We start from the raw sequence: 18,369 nt of genomic DNA, 5'->3' as shown, positions 1-18,369 counted from the left end.
ACTATCATAACGTCTTTTTATTTTTTTGCAAAAAATAAACGAGGATTCTTAGTGATTTGAGTAAAGGCTAACATCATAGGCATTAGCAATATGAATACGGTATTTACCTTCACCTGATTGATAAACAGCATTCTTACTCGTCCCATATTCCGGACTCTCCTTTTCTGACACCTGCCACTCACCGTCTTTCCCGCTAACATGCTCAACCCCAACAGCGGCTACCTTCAAATTGTTGTTTTCCGAAACATCAACGATAATCGATGAGGCACTCTCAATATCCCAGTCGTTTGCAAGCATGCGCGGCTTTAACATTAACGAATTACCAGTTCCGATTACTTCAAGCTTTACATCCTTCGGTACAAGAATGGTTCCCGCGACCATTCCCTGCGAATCAAACGGTCCAATCTCGTTCGGCAGCGTCTTCATATTTAAATAAAGCGTATCACCCTTTTTGTTAGCCACGATGATATCATCTGCACTTTTCAACAGCTGCTCTTTTTTCCCCGTTTGTACCCGGTATGTACCAAACATCGAGACCTCTTTTTCCTCGGTTGCCTCAATTGTCATATCATACCCAACTGTCCTGACTACCACTCGTTTAATGCTGTCGTCCATCTGGTAAGAAAAAGCAGGCAGTTCAAACGACCGTTCTTCCCTCGCCATTACCTCTTCTGCCTTATCCATTAGACCTGTTGCGCTTAAGACAGCAAAGGCAATACCAACCGTCCCAATCACGCCAACAAAGAAAATACTTAGAAAATCATATTTTAACACCGGCTTTTCCTGCCGTGACAAGAACAAATAGAGGAGAATTTCGACTCCCAATACCACTAATAATAGCGGCCACCACGCCGTCATCACCTGAACAAGATTAAAGTTCAAAATCCTCGAAAAGAAAAGGAAAAGGCCAAGAAACAAGAGCGAGGCCCCCATCGAAAACGTCCCAACACGCCATGTTCTCATGCTTCCTCCTCCACCTTTCTTTTTCTAAAAAGGAACCCAATTCCGGCTCCGATTATGGCCAGTCCTGCTATTGCTTTTCCCCACTTACTCATTGTTCTCCGCCTCCCTTTTATGTTTACTTCCGGATAACAGCTTGATTCCGCCGCCAATCAACAGGACACAAACAAGTCCGGTCTGAAGGTATGGCTGGAAGTAGCCTTGCATCCAATACGAGACATCAATATGAATCATCCTGCTTAACATTGGTGAAAATGCCGGGATCAGGACGTTCATCACCAAATAATAGAGACCCATTAGGACAAGTCCAATTCCCACCCATTTTTGATGGTTAAGGAAATACGAGATAATCGGGATATCTTCAATTTCTTCTTCACCATATCTTGAAACCTTCTGCATCGCGTCAAAAAAGCTATAAAACCAAATAATCGGGATTAAAAACAAGAAGATGCCAAGCCGTAAAACATCTAAGATATAAACCGAGAATAAGAACGCTGCCATCAGCTGAATGCCGCGGCGCTGCAAACCTAAATACAAGTGGCCTGCACCTGGGAAAATCGAAAGAAACGTTGCAATTGCCTTACTTTTCTTACCGTCTTCTCTGCGTAATTCAAAATCCTCATAGATCGTTCGGTCAATTAGCTCCTCGCCGCGCTGCTTTTTATTTACCTGCTGTACCGCATCAAAAAATCCATACACCCAGATGATGGGTAGTGCCGCCAAAAAGATCAGAAATTCTGAACGGCTGGAAAGTGCTGTAATAAAAATAACCATGACGCCGAGGCCAAAAAATGTTGCCAAAAGTGTTAAGCCACGATTCATTAAACCAAGTTGAAAATGACCAAGGCCCGGAATAAACGATAAGACAATAGTATAAAAACGTTCTGAGTCTTGCGCCGCCTTGGAATGCTGGTAATCAGGATTTGATTCTATTAATACTTTCTTTTGTTTCGAAATCTGGACACCCATATCAATGAAACTAATAAAGTAGATGGCAAGTCCGGCCATAAAGGCTAGGATTGCCACTTCCTCATTATTGGTGAATAAAGAAATAACCGTTACGAATGCCAAACCAATAACCGATAGTAAATACATCACCCCGCGAAACATATTTCCGAAATAAATATGACCGAGGCCGGGAAAAAGTGATAATGTTAAAGCCTTCGTGGAATTTTTCATTTCTTATCTGCCTCCTTTTTTTCTAGTGAATCCATCCATGCAAATGTTTTATTAATAACACCTTCCGTCACCGAAGGCTTCTTTTCCTGTACGAGCCGTGGACTCTCTAAATTGCCCGCATATGTGGCTAGCGATTGAAACGCGCCTGTAAACATGAGGACAATAGTCGCAGCAGCCGCCAGCAAATAATGAAACACCGCCTGCTGATAAAACCGCTTCTTCCTACTAACCTTGCTGTTAATAGTGTTAATGGTGTCAGGCACCAATCGAACTGTTTCCATAGTGCTTAGAGTTCTAACGGTGTCAGGCACCGATTGAACTCTTTCCATAGTAATTAGATCTTTAACGGTGTCAGGCACCGCCTTTGGCGTCACCATTGCCATTACTTGGTCTGTGAAGTTGCTTTGGTTTGATAGAACTGGAAGGGATGTTTCATTGGTTGAGACTGCTTCCAAGTAGTTCTCAAGGCATTGGTCGCACGTGTATAAATGATTTTCAAGTTCCTCGCGATTACCTTCACTGATTTCGTCTTTAACGTATGCCATCCATTCATCGTAACTGTAATGCTTCATGAAAAATCGTCCTCCTTCCAATTCTTTTTCATCCAGCTCCGAGCCCGGTACAGCTTTGTCTCAATCGTCTTGACCTGGACATTTTGTTCCTCAGCCAATTGCTGATAGCTTTTTTCCGCTATGTAAAAGCCGTATATCACTTCACGGTAATTCTCGGGTACTTCATTCAACTTTTTCCGAACCAGCCTGCGCCGGTCCTGCTCGATAATTTCTTTTTCTACACTATCCCTCGGTGTCGCTAATGCCTCTTGCTCGAGGGCGTCGACAACTTCCTCTCTTCTTCTTGCCTGTTTTCGTTTCACATCTATCGCATGGTTAACGGCAATGCGCGTCATCCACGTTTTAAATCCTTGATTTTCATATTTGGGGAGAGAGGTGTAAATTTTCATAAACACTTCCTGTGCAGCGTCTTCCGCTTCCTTTTGATCGCGAAGAACAGCAAAGACAGTCCGGAACACATCATTGCGGTACTTCTCAACCAAAAGACGAAAGGCATGATCATTGCCTTCCAGCACTTTTTCAATTAAGGCTGTGTCACTAATCGTTCTCTCCCCCTTTCTTTTCACTTACATATGAATAGACGATAAGTTTTTGCTAAACCCCTACACTATTTAAATAGTTTTATTTAACTTTTTCATCATACCAAAAAACGTGCAAGAACTACTCCGCACGTCTGAAAAGGTTATTCTATTTAATTTTATGATATTAATCTACTAAAAAAATATGGTATAGCCATATGTTGGTCCAGTTAGATTTCTGGAATATCTTCTCCTAAACATACATAACTATTAGCAACTTGGCCAAAACAACCACTTTATGTAAAACGCCCCCTTTAGCTCCAAATAGTGAAAATACAACAAAATAATCCCAGTTAATTATGATAAAATGCTAATAGAAATGGAAAATAATTGCGAGGAAGTGATTCATATGTTTTGGGTGTTGCTTCTTGCTTCCTACTTAATCGGAAGCGTCCCTACCGCCCTGATAGTGGGCAAGCTGGTCTTTGGCGTTGATATCCGCGACCATGGCAGCAAAAATCCCGGTGCAACTAACACCCTGAGGGTTCTCGGCAAGAAGTCTGCCATCATTGTCCTACTGATCGACTTAGCCAAAGGTGCATTGGCGACTTACCTGCCCATCTATTTTAACCTAGACGCAGAACCGCTGTATTTTGGACTTATGGCAGTTGTTGGACACTGCTTCCCCATTTTCGCTGGGTTCAGAGGCGGGAAGGCAATCGCGACAACTGCAGGCGCACTATTGATTGCAAACTTTCCATTACTCGTAATTGCTTATGTAACCTTCTTTTTTGTCATCTTTTTAACGAAATATGTATTTTTGGGTTCCATCTCTGTTGGCCTAAGTCTGCTCGCCTTTGCCTTCATTTCTCCTAAGCTTGATTTAGAACTTATCTTTTTATTTTTCTCGATATTTTTAATTTATCTACACCGGTCCAACATTCGCAATTTTATCCTTGGTATCGAACCGAAAATCAATGATAAGAACTTGATTAACGACCGTATCCCGCCAAAAAATAGTGGATTTTAAAAAAGATTCCCGGAGGTAACTTCCACCGGGAATCTTTTTTATTTAAGAAGAGCAGCGATAATACTATTGGCCACCGTTTGCCAAATAGCCTCGTCTTTCTGATACTGCTCCCTAAGCTGCTTATATATTTCCATTTGTTTCTCTTGGAAATCCTCCGCGTCTTTCTCCGGCAGGGCTGCACGCCTTTCCATCACAAGCGCCTGCATTTCAGCCGCTCTTGGCCCCCAAACCGCCACTTCACTACCTTCTTCATTTAGAAAAATATAAATAGGAATCGCTCGAGATGTGCCATTCGTTAAGTATTGATCCATTAACTCGAGATTTTGGTCACGGAGGACAAAACGCAGTTCCATACCCGCCGCTTCGGCTACCTTCATCAAAATCGGGTTGTTCAGCAGCGCATCCCCGCACCAATCCTCTGTTAGCACAATCCCACGTAGTTTTTGTGTTCTTAATGCCTCCAGCTTGCTTTTATCTTCAGCATTCAAAGAAAACCGCTTATAAATCGAAAGCATTTCCTCTTTATTTTGCGTCATCGAATGAATGTACTCTTCCGCAGTCAATCCTTTTTGAAACCAAGCATTTAAATCCATCTTTTCCCACACCCTTCCATTTTCTACTATGATAACCGTTTCAATCACATGTTACAAAAGAACTGCTTTTGTACACTTTCCAATATTATTCTACAAGTATTTTTTCCTATTACAAAAAAGCAATATTTATCTAAGCTGACTCTTGGTCGCACCTCGCCTTATTAAAATAAGAATAGCCATTAGAAATCGATCGGATTATAAATTGAATCCGAGCGTTTTTTTATTGCTCCAATTCTTTTGCCATTGTTCCTAATTTTATTACAGTTTTCCAGTTTCGGACTGTCGCTGGAACACCTAACTTTGGAAGCTGAGCAGCGAGTTTGGAATCCCGGATGCTTTGCCGAAAAAAAAGATAAACATTTTTCCCCTCGATGCTATATTCCTCCATGTCTGTTTTATATGACCCCAAATGATTGATGCCATCTTCAGAAGGCTTGTCAGCTAAAAAGGCTATCTGGACACTTTCTCCTTCATTTAGCGTGTCAGTCGAGAATGGACAATCTCGGATAATCCGCTTGAATTCCTCAGATGTTCTTAAGACTACTGGGACAGGGAACCCAAATGTCTTGCTAATTTCAGCTTCCAATCGATGGCTAAGTTGTTTCTCCTCCTCTTCCGATTCAAATAACACATTCCCACTTTGAATATAGGTTTTCACCTTCTGTAAGCCCATCGTTTCTAATAGACTTTTCAAATCGACCATTTTAATTTTATGATGCCCGCCAACGTTGATTCCCCGTAACAATGCAATATAAATAGTCATTCATCTACCTCGCTTTTTTCAATATATCTTACCATTTTTAATTTAAAATAAACTCTATTTATTATTTCATTTTTTTACTAGTTTTCGGTTATTTATAAACCAATCAAACGTTTGTATAAAATGGATTATAATTAAGTATTTTTTCTAAAGGAAAATAATAATTAGTTGAAGAATAGTTAAAGAACAAGAACTTTAATGGAGGTATAGAATGATGGTTCCACAAAGAGTAAGCTTGCTTACATTAGGTGCGATTGATTTACCCGTACTTCGTGCTTTTTACAAATCGCTAGGCTGGGAAGAAACAGAATTTAGCTCTGACCGATATGCCGTCTTTAAAACGGCTGGTGTCCTGCTTTCCTTGTTTCCAATTGCTGAGTTAGCAAAGGATGCCGGCATAGAACTAGCGCAATCCCCTGAAACCTTTCGTCCTGTGACCTTCGCGATTAACGTTGAAAAACCAGAACACGTTGACACTACTATTGAGGAAATACGTGAAGCCGGAGGGAAAGTCTTACGCGAACCAAGTGATGCCTTTTGGGGCGGACGCACTGCCTATTGTGCCGACCCAGAAAACAATCTGTGGGAAGTGGCTTGGAATCCAAGCTCCGTCTTTGATGAACGTGGGGCGATGATTGCATTTTAATTTAAATGAGAGGGTTTCTAAAGAATTATTTAGATACCCTCTCATTTTTTTAAAATCATCTATTAAAAATAGTCTGTTTATCCAAGAAAGGCATCATTTACATGTTTTTCGGTATATTTTTACGCTTTCAAATCAAAGGAGATGACTTCAATAACTTTTATTTGCGAAACTCAGGGATTTGTTTGCGAAACCAAGGGGTTTATTTGCGAAACCACCCTGTTTGTTTGCGAAACTAAGCAGTTTATTTGCGAAACGCCCAATTCACTTCTTCACCAATACTATGTACGAACATGATTCTCCCTCTTTAGTAATCAGTTTATTTCGAATAGTAGCATATACTTTGCAAAAGGTAATAAATGATCCATTTTTCAACAAAAATTAAACTAGTTTTAGTAAGGAAAGTCCGTTATATCAAGGTTTTGGTCATTTTTAATCAAACGATTGGTTAGCAAAAAATAAACTAATCAAATGTTTGATTAAAATGGTAATAGAGCTTATTAATAAAGGTTTTTACTTTTAAAATTAGTAAGAATAATGTCGATTACTAGAACCACTTTTATATTTTTATCAGTGAACCATGACGAAAAACATCTCATTACCGTTAATAATACACACTTCGACAAGTATTCCCATATTTCCTTATTAACCAAACGTTTAATTAACAATGTGTCAAAACCTTAGAATGCTTATTTTTTCCCGGGAAATTGAAAAAAAGAATGTCGAATCATGCTCGACATTCTTCACAAAAAAAATAGCTGGCAGAACCGAGTCTGCCAGCTTACGTTTTATCGTTTTTGCAATTCCTGCTGCAATAATTTATTTACCATTTGTGGATTGGCTTGTCCCTTGGTTGCTTTCATTAGCTGTCCAACAAGGAAGCCTACTGCTTTATTTTTCCCATCCTTAAAATCTTCAATGGATTTTGGATTAGCATCAAGAACTTCTGCAATGATCTTGAGAAGTGTTCCTTCATCAGAGATTTGCACGAGACCTTTTTCCTTCACGATTTGCTCGGCATCGCCGCCATTTTCGATTAACTCTAGAAAAACTGTTTTCGCGATTTTCGATGAAATCGTGCCGTTTTCAATTAGTTTAATCATCCCCGCTAAGCCTTCTGGAGTTAATGCAACTTGCTCAAGCTCCTTCGACTCGGCATTCAAATAGGCGGAAACATCACCCATAAGCCAGTTTGAAGCCAGCTTCGCATCGGCACCGCCACCTACTGTCGCCTCGAAGAAATCAGCCATTTCTTTCGTTACAGTCAAAACCTTGGCATCATATACAGGTAAACCGAGTTCTTCCACGTAGCGTTTTTGCCGCTCATCGGGAAGCTCAGGAATTTCCGCACGAATCCGCGCTTTCCAATCCTCATCGATAAATAAATCGAGTAAATCCGGTTCCGGGAAGTAACGGTAATCATCAGAACCTTCTTTGACCCTCATGAGCAAAGTAGCACCAGTAGCTTCATCAAAGCGGCGCGTTTCCTGATCAATTTTTCCGCCTTCAGAAACAACTTCTCGTTGACGTTTTTCTTCATATTCAAGACCTTTACGGACAAAATTGAAAGAGTTCAGGTTCTTCAATTCTGTTTTCGTTCCGAATTCCTCTTGTCCCACTGGTCGAATGGAAATATTGGCGTCACAACGGAGTGAGCCCTCTTCCATTTTACAATCAGAAACGCCTGTGTATTGAATGATGGACTTTAATTTTTCAAGATAAGCATAGGCTTCATCCGGGGTACGGATATCCGGCTCTGAAACGATTTCCACTAAAGGAGTACCTTGACGGTTGTAGTCGACTAAAGAATAGCCCTTGCCATGGTTCAGTTTTCCGGCATCCTCTTCCAGATGAATTCTTGTAATGCCAATCCGTTTCGTATAACCATTCACTTCGATATCAATCCAGCCATGTTCACCAATCGGCTTATCAAATTGCGAGATTTGGTAGGCCTTTGGATTGTCCGGGTAAAAATAGTTCTTGCGGTCAAACTTCGTATGCGTCGCAACTTCACAGTTTAAAGCCATAGCCGCTTTCATCCCGAACTCAACTGCCTTTTTATTAAGGACAGGCAAAACCCCTGGGTATCCTAGATCGATGACACTCGTATTCGTATTCGGCTCAGCACCAAAATGGTTTGGGCTCGCTGAGAAAATTTTCGAGTCTGTTTTTAACTCTACATGGACTTCAAGTCCGATCACTGTTTCAAATTCCATTATTTTCACCCCCTACAATTCCGGCTTTTGTTTATGAAAGTCAGTTGCCTGCTCGAACGCATGGGCAACGCGGTAAACCGTTGCTTCATCAAAATACTTGCCGATCACTTGTAATCCTAACGGCAAACCAGCGTCAAAACCGCACGGAACGGAGATTCCCGGTAAGCCAGCAAGATTCAAAGGAATCGTTAAAATATCATTTGCGTACATGGTTAATGGGTCCTCAATATTTTCGCCAATTTTAAATGCCGGCGTTGGCGTTGTTGGTCCGACAATGACATCATAGTTGGCAAACACATCTTCAAAGTCCTTTTTAATCAAAGTCCGAACCTGTTGCGCTTTTTTGTAATAGGCATCATAGTAGCCTGAGCTTAACGCAAATGTACCGAGCATTATTCGGCGTTTTACCTCATCGCCGAAGCCTTCTGCTCGTGACTTTTTATATAAATCGATTAAGCTTTCCGCATCCGGTGTCCGGTAACCATAGCGCACACCGTCAAAACGGGCGAGGTTGGCCGATGCTTCTGATGAAGAAAGTAAATAATAGGCTGCTAAAGCGTATTTAGAGTGCGGCAGTGAAACTTCTTCCCAAACCGCTCCTAAACTTTCAAGAACTTTTAATGCATCTAGCACCGATTGGCGAACTGCTTCGTTGACACCTTCACCAAGATATTCTTTTGGCACGGCGATTTTTAGACCTTTCACGTCACCTGTTAAGGCGCTCGCAAAGTTCGGAACATCCACATTTGCTGATGTCGAGTCCATTGGGTCAAGCCCGGAGATGGCTTGCAGTAAGTAAGCATTATCTTCAACGGTTCTCGTAATCGGCCCAATTTGATCGAGTGATGAAGCAAATGCAACTAAACCGAAACGGGAAACCCGGCCATAGGTTGGCTTCATGCCGACGACACCACAGAATGAAGCTGGCTGGCGAATCGAACCGCCTGTATCAGAGCCTAATGAAAATAGTACTTCTCCCGCCGCTACCGAAGCCGCTGAACCGCCAGAAGAGCCCCCAGGTACCCGATCAAGATCCCACGGATTCCGAGTCTTTTTAAAAGCAGAGTTTTCATTCGAGGAACCCATCGCAAACTCGTCCATGTTTAGCTTCCCAATTGTCACGGTTTCTGCCTTATGTAGCTTTTGCACAACGGTTGCGTCGTAAATCGGATCGAAATTTTCGAGTATTTTACTCGCACAGGTGGTTCGTAAGCCCTTTGTCACGATATTATCTTTCACGCCAATCGGCATTCCGAATAATAATCCTTTTTGAGAGTCGGTTGCGTGTTTTTCATCAAGTAATTTTGCTGATTGCAGCGCACGCTCTTCATCCAACGTTAAAAAAGCCTGGACCTTGTCCTCGACTTCGCCAATCCGTTTGTACGATTCAGCAACTAGGTCAGTAACTTTTAGTTCTTTCTTATGTATTAACTCATGAAGATCTGAAACTTTATAATCAAATAAACTCACTTTTTAATCCTCCTTTCCCATTATGTTCGGTACTTTAATTTGTCCATCCTGATGCTCCGGCGCGTTTTTAAGTACCTCTTCACGCGGCAAACCTTGCTGTGAAATATCTTCACGCAAAACATTTTTCATATCCAGCACATGGTATGTAGGTTCTATATTTTCTGTATCCAATTCATTTAATTGCTCCGCAAAGGTAATGATGGCATCCAATTGCTTTGTGAATTTCTCTGTTTCTTCTTCCGAAATTGCCAAGCGTGCCAGGTTGGCAACATGTTTCACCTGTTCCTTTGAAATTCGTGACATTTTTTAACCCCCAATCCCAATGTTATTTTACTATTGATGATACCAAACTTTTTCGCTTTACCGCAATGATTCCTTCTTTCAGTATAAACAAATATCGAAAGTTTTAGATTATTAATAAAAAAAGGAGCATTGCTGTTGTTTATCCTCAATAATGGATCATCACTGACTTTGCTCTAATATTCCCTTATAATGTTCAAAGAAGAATTGATTTAGGAGAGAATATTAATGAAAAAACGAAGACGGAAGAAGTTCAAAACCTTTTTCGTGCTGTTTATCCTATTTTGCGGTTTGGCAATGTTTCAACATTATTTTCAAAAACAGAATTCCCTCCCACAAATAGTAGAAAACGATCCATTTGCTGATGTTAAAAAGTATAGCCTACAAATCCACGATGAATTAGCAAAATATCAGCTTGAAAGTCACACCGATGTCCTTATAGCCCTAATGCAGCAGGAAAGTCATGGAAAAGGTGGCGATCCCATGCAGGCTTCGGAATCGGCCGGTTTAACAAGGAACACGATTACAGATCCTGAGCAAAGTATTGAGGTCGGGGTAAGGCATTTTCAGCGGGTTCTAACCTATGGAAATCAGAAGAAGGTAGATTTTCCAACGATTATTCAGGCTTATAACATGGGTAGTGGGTATATCGATTATGTGGCACAGCATGGCGGCAAACATAGCGAGGAACTGGCGAAGGAATACTCACTCCTCCGCGCAAAAGAAAAGCCAACCCTTTATAATTGTGGCGGCGATAAAAATAATTTCCGTTATCCGTACTGTTATGGTGACTTTACCTACAGCACAAAGGTAGCAAAAAACATGCAATTGTTAGTTGATAGTGTTCCAGTAAATTCAAGTGACAAAACAACCGGTGGATCCTTTTAAAGGTTCACCGGTTGTTTTCATTTAAATCATTTTTGTGGCGTTTTTTTTATGTTTCGATTGGAAAATTAGAATAGCAAGTTTAATAGGCAGGTAACCTAAGATCCCGCCAATGGTATTCAAAATTAAATCGTCCACATCAAAGCTGCCGAATTCAAATACCAATTGCAATACCTCGAACGTCAAGCTTAAACACAAGGTAGAAAGAGTAACGGCGCTAAGCTTTTGAAACTTTTTCGCCAGCAATGGTAAAATAAATCCGAAAGGTACAAAACCAATAATATTTCCTGCTACGTTCTCAATCCGGATATTTAAATTGATATCTGCTAAGAACAGATAAAAATAGATGGTTTTGAAGGGGACAAAATTATTTGACCGCCAGTGGTATTCATCATAAGTAAAGTTAAAATGATTAATAATCTCAGATAACGGTATGTATTTAAACAAAATTAATTTTGAAAGAATCGCTAAGTACAAACAAAGAACTAGTAAAAGGGTAATTTTAAAAATAATTTTCATTCATCACTTCTCCATTTTTAACATATCAAAATAACCATACCATATTTTCCAAATTAGGTGGGAGCAAAAATAGAATTGGAGGAAATTTAACATGGCAGAACATGTTTTTCACTTAAAAGCTAACTGGCCGGGAGTACGGAATGACGTCGGAGAGATTGAGGCCGGGAACTTAAAAACAAAAGTCTCTATCCCACCGGAAATGGACGGACCGGGTGTCGGTACCAATCCCGATGAGATGCTGCTTGGGGCAGCGGCAACCTGCTATATCATTACACTTGCGGCTATGATGGAACGCAGTGGGCTCTCGAAAGAAAATCTTACAATGGAATCTGAAGGCATTGTCGATGTAACCAAGGGAGTGATCACCTATAAAAAAATTACCCACCGGCCTCGTATTATCTTGAAACCTGAAGCTTCTAAAAAAGACATAGAATTGGCGGAGCGTCTCGCTAAAAAAGCGGAGACATCCTGCATGATCAGCCGCGCCGTTCAAGGGAATGTGGAAATTGAACTGGTGGCGACCGTGGAACTGGCAGTAGGCTAATGGGGGTAGTTCCTCATGAGGACAGTTTTTGCTTTTGCTCGACGATGAACGTCCTCATGAACAATCGGCAAAAAATCTCCTCCCCTTTTTAAATGTAAAATTCCATATGCCCTTTTTCCTGCTTATAAAAATCCAATCTGTCCTTTAATGTACCCGTATGAAATTCAAATTTATGACCATCCGGGTCAGTGAAATAGATCGACTTTTTATCCTTTTCATCTCTCGAGCGGCCAGGCAGTATATTAACATTCAACTGCTTAAGTTTCTCATACATTTTTGAAAAATCTGCTTCTTCTATTGTAAAAGCAATATGGGTATACGATTGATTAATTTCATTTCGAGGGATGTCTTTTTCTAGATTAAGAGCAAGCCACAATCCATTTAGATCAAAATAGGCTGTACTTCTCCCCTTCACTAACAGCTTTGCCTCAAAAACTTTTTGATAAAATTCTATCGATATATCCAAATTGGAAACTGAAAAAAGCAAATGATTTATTCCTTTTATCAACATACAATCACCTTTTCGATTAATATCCCTTTTGATATTCCTTACGCAACTCAGCATTCTCTTGTGCCCAAAGTAACAGTTTTGTTTTTTCAAAATATAAGTTTCCATCTACCTTAATATACGGCAGCAGTACACCTTCAAAGCTCCCATTTGTTTCCAAGCTTCTTTTTTCAGTAGAGATAATCATTTTCAATTCTTCGGTTGTAAAACCAAGGAATTTAGACGCACCATCTAAATCAAGCATGACGCTGCTTTCCACTGTGTTTTTGCTTTTTGGTTCGGCTACAGCGGCTATAGGCTGTGAAGCAATAAGCGAACAGCCGATAATAATACCTAGAGAAATAATTAATGAAGGCAACCACAGTGACTTATTATTCAATATCTTCAGCTCCCATTTGAAGAATTGCCATCTGGCAAAAATGGCTCATACATCATAATCGCGTTATTTTCGGTAATGTATTCATCCTCTAGTAACTCTTGATTTAGGTTGTAAACCTTTCGTTGAATCGTGTTATGTCTAGCATACCCGCCCCAGTACTCCTGCGTGATCCAGTGTTCTTTCTCATAAACTTCATAAGTCCTTGTTTGGGGAACATCGGCCCGCCATTCCCCGACAAGATGGGTATCTGTTAAATAGATAACTAGTTGATAGGTATTATTTGTTTCATTTTTAATTTGTAAATCAAGGTAGTTGTAGGCACAGGTGGCCCCGCTACCAAAGGGCTGACTTCGCTTTGAATCAGGGAAAACATCGTAGCTGTGGCGGTACCTCTCTATAACCGACAGCGGAGTATGTAACGTCATCCAATAGATCAAATTCGATAGTTGGCACAAGCCCCCGCCTGTTCCAGTGGTTACCTTTCCGTAGTGGAGAATCATCCCCTCAACATATCCTTTGCTTTTACTGGTATTTCCCAGTAACCTCCAATATGAAAAGGTCTCCCCCGGTTTTAGGACGATTCCATTTAGCGAGTTGGCAGCAATCGTTAAGTTCTTTACCTTATTATGCTGCAGCCACATATCGACGTCCTTCAATTGGCGCAGCAACGGGGTTTGATGGGTGAAAATAACGTGTCTTAATTTTGCTTTTTCCTTCTGTTTTGCATACTTTTTTCCATCGGTGTACCATTCCCAATATCGTTTCAGGCGATAATATTTCTTCCCAAGATAGATCCTTAAGCGATTTCTCTTAATTGGCTTTTGTATCGGCATCATGTCATTCCCTGCTCTTTTTCTATTATTATCTTAATCTTATGACAAATTTAACATTTTTTTGTATTTTTGTCTTAAAAATAATTAAAAGTGTGTAATTCCCAATCGAATCACACACTTTTTATTTACCATTTAAAAAATTTCGCAAATAGTCCCTTTTTTTCATGAGGCTTTTCTAGGTATTGTTGCTTTTTTGTGATAAAAATTTCTTCTTTATCAATCGCATGACCCATTGCTAGAATCAACCCAATTTCCGTGTCATGCTCCTTATTTGTGACAATCTTATGTTCAATCTTCTTTTTCGCGGCCAATTTAACATACTTTGATAATTCCTCGTAGCTCATATTTCCATTTAAAAATAGATGTGCCTCAGGGTATTCCCTCATCGACTGCTCAATTTGCGGATAAACTTCCGCCTCTGCCACCTGTCTTTTGTACAAAGCAACAATGATTCGTTCTCGTATTGTTCCTAAGTATTTGCGCCGCTCATCCGGCTTTGTTTCCAAAGGGCCATATATACCTTGCTGCAAGACCTCGTCAACGGTAGGTTTTTTCAAACATATCAACTCCATATAAAGGCTATTATTATGTATGATAATACCTCAAAAAGTGTTACGCTCCAAAATTTGGAGAGGAAATATGCCAATTCGATGGTTAAAATCAGCTATCCGCCAGTAAATTCAGCTTATCCGCCAGTAAATCCTCATTATCCGCCAATTGGAGCGAGCTATCCGCCAGTTAACCTTCATCATCCGCCAGTAACCCATCTAAGCCCCACCATTTACATCACTCAAACAAAAAAATCCTCCCCTCCATTTAGGAGAGAAGGATTCGCCACGAGCCAAACGGCTTTATTTTTGGGTAGAACCGGTGAATTGCGCCTCTTCAGTAGAACCCTTCAAGGCTGTCGTGGAAGAAGTTCCTCCTGTTATCACCATTGATACCTGGTCGAAGTAACCTGTACCAACCTCTCGCTGGTGGCGTGTTGCGGTGTAGCCGTATTGCTCACTGTCGAATTCTCCTTGCTGCAATTCGGAATACGCTGCCATGCCACGCTCCTTGTAGCCGCGGGCTAGTTCGAACATGCTGTGGTTTAGGGCATGGAAACCGGCAAGTGTAACGAATTGGAACTTGTAGCCCATTTTTCCAAGCTCCTCTTGGAATGTTGCAATCGTTTCTTGATCCAGTTTCTTTTTCCAGTTAAACGATGGTGAACAGTTGTAAGCGAGTAACTTACCAGGGAATTGTTCATGGATCGCTTCAGCAAATTGTCTTGCCTCCTCAATATTTGGCTCAGAAGTCTCACACCAAATGAGGTCTGCGTATGGAGCGTACGCAAGGCCGCGGGCAATCGCTTGGTCAATTCCTGGAGTAACCCGGAAAAATCCCTCGGATGTCCGCTCGCCGGTAATAAACGGGGCATCCGTCATATCGATATCACTTGTGATTAAATCGGCAGCGTTGGCATCAGTCCGTGCAACCAATACTGTTGGGACGCCCATAACATCGGCAGCCAAGCGAGCGGCAATCAGGTTGCGAACCGCCGTTTGTGTTGGCAGCAATACTTTACCGCCTAAATGACCGCATTTTTTCTCAGAAGAAAGCTGGTCTTCAAAGTGAACACCTGCAGCGCCTGCTTCAATCATACCCCTCATCAATTCGAAGCAGTTTAACTGGCCGCCAAAGCCTGCCTCGGCATCGGCAACAATCGGAGCGAACCAATCAATGGAATCGTCACCTTCTGAATGAGTGATTTGGTCAGCGCGTTGAAGTGCCTGGTTAATTCGCTTCACAACACTTGGAACGCTGTTTGCCGGATACAGGCTTTGATCCGGATACATATGTCCGGAAAGGTTGGCATCTGCCGCAACTTGCCAGCCGCTTAAGTAAATGGCCTTCAAACCTGCTTTTACTTGTTGGACAGCTTGATTTCCTGTTAAGGCACCAAGTGCATTTATATATTCTTCTTCATTTAACAGCTTCCACAGCTTTTCAGACCCTTTGTGTGCCAAAGTATGGTCGATATCGATTGAACCGCGCAGCTTAATAACATCCTCTGCCGTATAGGGTCTCGTAATTCCTTTCCAACGGCTATCCATTTCCCAGCTTTCCTGTAACCCAGCAACTCTTGAATCTGTCATGTTAAAATTCCTCCTATCAATCTATTAAAATATTTTTATAATTGCTTATATCCAGGCAATGTTAAGAAATCAACAAACTCATCATTTAAAATTAACTTGTCATATAGTTGAACGGCTTCATCAAACCGGCCATTCTCAAAGCCGTGAGCCCCAGTCTCCTGTTTGATTCTTTCCAATTCCTCACCCTTTAATTGCTCATACATTTCCACGGTTACTTTCCTGCCGTCGACTAGCACACCTTTCGGATGGCGGATCCACTGCCAAAGCTGGGCCCGTGAAATTTCAGCCGTTGCCGCATCCTCCATTAAATTATAGATAGGTGCTGCGCCTCTGCCAGAAAGCCAAGAAGCTACGTATTGAATGCCCACATTGATATTCGTGCGGACACCTGCTTCCGTGATCGTTCCGCCCGGCACCTCAAGTAAGTCTTGAGCTGTTATCGTAATTTTCTGCTGTTTCGCTGTGTGAATTTGATTTGGTGTCGGCATTTCGCGATTGAATGCTTCCATTGCCACCGGTACAAGTCCCGGATGTGCTACCCATGTTCCGTCATGGCCGTCACGTGCTTCCCGCTCTTTATCAGCGCGGACTTTTGCGAAGGCCTCTTCGTTCGCCTGCGGGTTATTTTTCACCGGAATTTGCGCGGCCATCCCCCCCATTGCCGGTGCTTTGCGGCGATGACAAGTTTGAATCGTCAACAGCGAATAAGAGCGCATAAACGGTGAAGTCATCGTGACTTGAGCGCGATCCGGTAAAATGACATCCTGCTGGTTACGCAGCTTTTTAATAAAGCTGAAAATATAATCCCACCTGCCGCAGTTCAATCCGGCTGAATGCTCCTTTAACTCATAAAGAATCTCATCCATTTCAAATGCAGCCATGATCGTTTCAATTAAAACCGTTGCTTTGATGGTTCCTTGGGCAACCCCGAGCTTTTCCTGTGCAAAAACAAATACATCGTTCCAAAGCCGTGCTTCTAAGTGGCTTTCAAGCTTTGGCAAATAGAAATATGGTCCTGTTCCATTTGCAAGCAGGCCTTTTACATTATGGAAAAAATACATCCCGAAATCGAAAAAGCTTCCTGAGATGGGCTTGCCATCTAATAACACATGCTTTTCTTCAAGGTGCAGCCCACGTGGTCTTGGGATCAGCACGGCTGTTTCTTCATTTAGCACATATTTCTTTCCATTCGGGTTTTCAAAGAAAATCGTCCGATTTACTGCGTCACGCAAGTTGATTTGTCCTTCGACAGCATTTTCCCAAGTTGGTGAAGTAGCATCCTCAAAATCAGCCATAAACAATTTTGCCCCTGAGTTCAGGGCATTGATGACCATTTTCCGATCAGTCGGTCCGGTAATTTCAACCCGGCGGTCTTGAAGGTCTTTTGGCAGCGGTGCAACCGTCCATTCCCCATTGCGAATATGTTTCGTTTCGGGAAGGAAATCCGGCAGTTTGCCGTTATCAATTTCCTCTTGGCGTTTTTTCCTGTACTGTAACAGTTTCACTCTTCTCTCACCGAAATTGCGCTCTAACTCTTCAATAAAATTTAAAGCTTCTGGTGTTAAAATCTCATCATATTGGGCTTTCAATGCCCCAACCACTTCAATACCTGTCGTTTGCGTCGACATGAACTAGATCACCTCTTTGTTATAATACAGTAACTATCTTCGTTTTGTATTATATAACACACTCTCCAAAAATGGAACTACTTTTCTGAAAATTTTATAAAAATAGGTAAAATTTCCCCTGTCCTGATATAATTAAACTTATAAATTCTTGATAAGCCGCATTTAGCACGATCGGGCATTTTTACCTAGGAGGGATTTTATGCTGTTATTTGTGAAGAAAATGGATGAAATTTTCGCGGAGGAAATATTAAGTTGGAAATACGAGGCCCCTTATGATTTTTATAATAATGAATACAGTATGGATGCTGTCCGGGAATTACTGAGTCGCTCCTATTCGGCTGTTTTAGATGATCAAGATGAGGTATTTGGATTTTTCTGCATTGGGGAATCCGCTCAGGTACCGATTGGCGCCGTTTTCGGGACATATTCTGAAGGTTTCATTGATGTTGGCATTGGGATGAACCCAGTGTTTACTGGTAAAGGACTGGGGCTTTCCTTTTTAACATTTATTCTTCAGCAAATTAGCAATGTGTACGGTGCTACTCCAATTCGCCTTACCGTAGCGGAATTTAATAGCCGGGCCATCCATCTTTACGAAAAACTTGGGTTTGTGAGGGAAATGGAGTTTAGCCATGGGGATATTGTATTTATGACTATGGTTAAACACACCGGCTAACCAGTGAAAATGTCT

22 protein-coding genes are annotated in these 18,369 nt (G+C 41.4%); 5 read left to right on the top strand and 17 right to left on the bottom strand.

All coding sequences use genetic code 11. The annotated features are described in order from the left end of the window. Positions 1-48: 48 nt before the first annotated feature. The 5 genes from ACIQXV_RS14175 to ACIQXV_RS14155 are packed head-to-tail and all read right to left on the bottom strand — an operon-like array spanning position 49 to position 3,277. Positions 49-963: a hypothetical protein gene (locus ACIQXV_RS14175; RefSeq protein ID WP_402959845.1), complete on the bottom strand. Its 915-nt coding sequence runs from the start codon at positions 961-963 to the stop codon at positions 49-51. Then, positions 960-1,055: an LPXTG cell wall anchor domain-containing protein gene (locus ACIQXV_RS14170; protein ID WP_402959843.1), complete on the bottom strand. Its 96-nt coding sequence runs from the start codon at positions 1,053-1,055 to the stop codon at positions 960-962. Before ACIQXV_RS14170 ends, ACIQXV_RS14175 begins: the two co-directional genes overlap by 4 nt. Beyond that, positions 1,048-2,139, bottom strand: a complete 1,092-nt coding sequence (locus ACIQXV_RS14165; protein ID WP_402959841.1) for a hypothetical protein — start codon at positions 2,137-2,139, stop codon at positions 1,048-1,050. The genes ACIQXV_RS14170 and ACIQXV_RS14165 overlap by 8 nt, the downstream gene beginning before the upstream one ends. After that, positions 2,136-2,711 (bottom strand): anti-sigma factor family protein, encoded by a 576-nt coding sequence (locus ACIQXV_RS14160; protein WP_402959839.1) that lies wholly within the window; start codon positions 2,709-2,711, stop codon positions 2,136-2,138. Before ACIQXV_RS14160 ends, ACIQXV_RS14165 begins: the two co-directional genes overlap by 4 nt. Then, positions 2,708-3,277, bottom strand: coding sequence for an RNA polymerase sigma factor (locus ACIQXV_RS14155; protein ID WP_402959837.1), 570 nt, complete (start codon positions 3,275-3,277; stop codon positions 2,708-2,710). The genes ACIQXV_RS14160 and ACIQXV_RS14155 overlap by 4 nt, the downstream gene beginning before the upstream one ends. A 361-nt stretch (positions 3,278-3,638) precedes the next feature. On the opposite strand from ACIQXV_RS14155, the gene plsY reads away from it, so the two are divergent. Beyond that, positions 3,639-4,259 (top strand): glycerol-3-phosphate 1-O-acyltransferase PlsY, encoded by a 621-nt coding sequence (plsY, locus tag ACIQXV_RS14150; RefSeq protein ID WP_402959833.1) that lies wholly within the window; start codon positions 3,639-3,641, stop codon positions 4,257-4,259. Between the two features lie 38 nt (positions 4,260-4,297). Here the strand turns inward: plsY and ACIQXV_RS14145 are convergent, their stop codons facing one another. Together ACIQXV_RS14145 and ACIQXV_RS14140 are read right to left on the bottom strand one after the other, a co-directional pair. Continuing rightward, the gene (locus ACIQXV_RS14145; RefSeq protein ID WP_402959831.1) at positions 4,298-4,852 is read right to left on the bottom strand and encodes a thioredoxin family protein; all 555 of its coding nucleotides are present in this window, start codon (positions 4,850-4,852) and stop codon (positions 4,298-4,300) included. A gap of 220 nt (positions 4,853-5,072) precedes the next feature. After that, positions 5,073-5,615 (bottom strand): DUF1697 domain-containing protein, encoded by a 543-nt coding sequence (locus ACIQXV_RS14140; protein ID WP_402959829.1) that lies wholly within the window; start codon positions 5,613-5,615, stop codon positions 5,073-5,075. Between the two features lie 208 nt (positions 5,616-5,823). Here ACIQXV_RS14140 and ACIQXV_RS14135 point away from each other — a divergent pair, with 208 nt between their 5' ends. Next, the gene (locus tag ACIQXV_RS14135; RefSeq protein WP_402959828.1) at positions 5,824-6,258 is read left to right on the top strand and encodes a VOC family protein; all 435 of its coding nucleotides are present in this window, start codon (positions 5,824-5,826) and stop codon (positions 6,256-6,258) included. A gap of 785 nt (positions 6,259-7,043) precedes the next feature. On the opposite strand, the gene gatB is transcribed toward ACIQXV_RS14135, so the two are convergent. The 3 genes from gatB to gatC are packed head-to-tail and all read right to left on the bottom strand — an operon-like array spanning position 7,044 to position 10,244. Continuing rightward, complete coding sequence (gene gatB, locus ACIQXV_RS14130; RefSeq protein ID WP_402959827.1) at positions 7,044-8,471, bottom strand: Asp-tRNA(Asn)/Glu-tRNA(Gln) amidotransferase subunit GatB; 1,428 nt, start codon at positions 8,469-8,471, stop codon at positions 7,044-7,046. Between the two features lie 12 nt (positions 8,472-8,483). Continuing rightward, entirely contained in the window at positions 8,484-9,941 is a 1,458-nt protein-coding gene (gene gatA / locus ACIQXV_RS14125; protein ID WP_402959826.1) for an Asp-tRNA(Asn)/Glu-tRNA(Gln) amidotransferase subunit GatA, read from the bottom strand. 3 nt (positions 9,942-9,944) lie between these two features. Then, positions 9,945-10,244: an Asp-tRNA(Asn)/Glu-tRNA(Gln) amidotransferase subunit GatC gene (gatC, locus tag ACIQXV_RS14120; protein WP_402959824.1), complete on the bottom strand. Its 300-nt coding sequence runs from the start codon at positions 10,242-10,244 to the stop codon at positions 9,945-9,947. A gap of 225 nt (positions 10,245-10,469) precedes the next feature. Between gatC and ACIQXV_RS14115 the strand changes: the two genes are divergently transcribed. Further along, positions 10,470-11,129: a lysozyme family protein gene (locus tag ACIQXV_RS14115; protein ID WP_402959822.1), complete on the top strand. Its 660-nt coding sequence runs from the start codon at positions 10,470-10,472 to the stop codon at positions 11,127-11,129. 21 nt (positions 11,130-11,150) lie between these two features. Here the strand turns inward: ACIQXV_RS14115 and ACIQXV_RS14110 are convergent, their stop codons facing one another. Then, on the bottom strand, positions 11,151-11,645 hold the full coding sequence (locus ACIQXV_RS14110) for a VanZ family protein (RefSeq protein WP_402959820.1): 495 nt from the start codon (positions 11,643-11,645) through the stop codon (positions 11,151-11,153). Between the two features lie 91 nt (positions 11,646-11,736). On the opposite strand from ACIQXV_RS14110, the gene ACIQXV_RS14105 reads away from it, so the two are divergent. Next, entirely contained in the window at positions 11,737-12,189 is a 453-nt protein-coding gene (locus ACIQXV_RS14105; protein WP_402959818.1) for an OsmC family protein, read from the top strand. An 88-nt stretch (positions 12,190-12,277) separates the two neighbouring features. Here ACIQXV_RS14105 and fosM read toward each other — a convergent pair whose 3' ends face one another. From fosM to aceB, 6 genes are all read right to left on the bottom strand, one after another. Beyond that, positions 12,278-12,697: a FosM family fosfomycin resistance protein gene (fosM, locus tag ACIQXV_RS14100; RefSeq protein ID WP_402960034.1), complete on the bottom strand. Its 420-nt coding sequence runs from the start codon at positions 12,695-12,697 to the stop codon at positions 12,278-12,280. 19 nt (positions 12,698-12,716) lie between these two features. After that, positions 12,717-13,076, bottom strand: coding sequence for a hypothetical protein (locus ACIQXV_RS14095; protein WP_402959816.1), 360 nt, complete (start codon positions 13,074-13,076; stop codon positions 12,717-12,719). 5 nt (positions 13,077-13,081) lie between these two features. Further along, on the bottom strand, positions 13,082-13,909 hold the full coding sequence (locus ACIQXV_RS14090; RefSeq protein ID WP_402960033.1) for a VanW family protein: 828 nt from the start codon (positions 13,907-13,909) through the stop codon (positions 13,082-13,084). 125 nt (positions 13,910-14,034) lie between these two features. Further along, positions 14,035-14,466 carry a YueI family protein gene (locus ACIQXV_RS14085; protein WP_402959814.1) on the bottom strand — a complete coding sequence of 144 codons (432 nt, stop codon included), beginning with the start codon at positions 14,464-14,466 and terminating at the stop codon, positions 14,035-14,037. Between the two features lie 294 nt (positions 14,467-14,760). After that, positions 14,761-16,050, bottom strand: a complete 1,290-nt coding sequence (gene aceA / locus ACIQXV_RS14080; protein ID WP_402959812.1) for an isocitrate lyase — start codon at positions 16,048-16,050, stop codon at positions 14,761-14,763. A 35-nt stretch (positions 16,051-16,085) separates the two neighbouring features. After that, entirely contained in the window at positions 16,086-17,678 is a 1,593-nt protein-coding gene (gene aceB, locus ACIQXV_RS14075; RefSeq protein ID WP_402959810.1) for a malate synthase A, read from the bottom strand. Positions 17,679-17,877: 199 nt separating this feature from the next. Here aceB and ACIQXV_RS14070 point away from each other — a divergent pair, with 199 nt between their 5' ends. Beyond that, on the top strand, positions 17,878-18,354 hold the full coding sequence (locus ACIQXV_RS14070; protein WP_402959808.1) for a GNAT family N-acetyltransferase: 477 nt from the start codon (positions 17,878-17,880) through the stop codon (positions 18,352-18,354). Positions 18,355-18,369: the final 15 nt, after the last annotated feature.

The organism is Neobacillus sp. NPDC097160 (assembly GCF_044762155.1).
Lineage (GTDB): Bacteria > Bacillota > Bacilli > Bacillales > Cytobacillaceae > Neobacillus.
This window is presented reverse-complemented; position numbering and strand designations above follow the sequence as displayed.

What these genes read in the sequence shown, in the direction of transcription:
- ACIQXV_RS14175 (WP_402959845.1), bottom strand. Translation starts at nt 963, where the DNA reads ATGAGAACATGGCGTGTTGGGACGTTTTCGATGGGGGCCTCGCTCTTG.
- ACIQXV_RS14170 (WP_402959843.1), bottom strand. Translation starts at nt 1,055, where the DNA reads ATGAGTAAGTGGGGAAAAGCAATAGCAGGACTGGCCATAATCGGAGCC.
- ACIQXV_RS14165 (WP_402959841.1), bottom strand. Translation starts at nt 2,139, where the DNA reads ATGAAAAATTCCACGAAGGCTTTAACATTATCACTTTTTCCCGGCCTC.
- ACIQXV_RS14160 (WP_402959839.1), bottom strand. Translation starts at nt 2,711, where the DNA reads ATGAAGCATTACAGTTACGATGAATGGATGGCATACGTTAAAGACGAA.
- plsY (WP_402959833.1), top strand. Translation starts at nt 3,639, where the DNA reads ATGTTTTGGGTGTTGCTTCTTGCTTCCTACTTAATCGGAAGCGTCCCT.
- ACIQXV_RS14145 (WP_402959831.1), bottom strand. Translation starts at nt 4,852, where the DNA reads ATGGATTTAAATGCTTGGTTTCAAAAAGGATTGACTGCGGAAGAGTAC.
- ACIQXV_RS14140 (WP_402959829.1), bottom strand. Translation starts at nt 5,615, where the DNA reads ATGACTATTTATATTGCATTGTTACGGGGAATCAACGTTGGCGGGCAT.
- ACIQXV_RS14135 (WP_402959828.1), top strand. Translation starts at nt 5,824, where the DNA reads ATGATGGTTCCACAAAGAGTAAGCTTGCTTACATTAGGTGCGATTGAT.
- gatB (WP_402959827.1), bottom strand. Translation starts at nt 8,471, where the DNA reads ATGGAATTTGAAACAGTGATCGGACTTGAAGTCCATGTAGAGTTAAAA.
- gatC (WP_402959824.1), bottom strand. Translation starts at nt 10,244, where the DNA reads ATGTCACGAATTTCAAAGGAACAGGTGAAACATGTTGCCAACCTGGCA.
- ACIQXV_RS14115 (WP_402959822.1), top strand. Translation starts at nt 10,470, where the DNA reads ATGAAAAAACGAAGACGGAAGAAGTTCAAAACCTTTTTCGTGCTGTTT.
- ACIQXV_RS14110 (WP_402959820.1), bottom strand. Translation starts at nt 11,645, where the DNA reads ATGAAAATTATTTTTAAAATTACCCTTTTACTAGTTCTTTGTTTGTAC.
- ACIQXV_RS14105 (WP_402959818.1), top strand. Translation starts at nt 11,737, where the DNA reads ATGGCAGAACATGTTTTTCACTTAAAAGCTAACTGGCCGGGAGTACGG.
- ACIQXV_RS14090 (WP_402960033.1), bottom strand. Translation starts at nt 13,909, where the DNA reads ATGCCGATACAAAAGCCAATTAAGAGAAATCGCTTAAGGATCTATCTT.
- aceA (WP_402959812.1), bottom strand. Translation starts at nt 16,050, where the DNA reads ATGACAGATTCAAGAGTTGCTGGGTTACAGGAAAGCTGGGAAATGGAT.
- aceB (WP_402959810.1), bottom strand. Translation starts at nt 17,678, where the DNA reads ATGTCGACGCAAACGACAGGTATTGAAGTGGTTGGGGCATTGAAAGCC.
- ACIQXV_RS14070 (WP_402959808.1), top strand. Translation starts at nt 17,878, where the DNA reads ATGCTGTTATTTGTGAAGAAAATGGATGAAATTTTCGCGGAGGAAATA.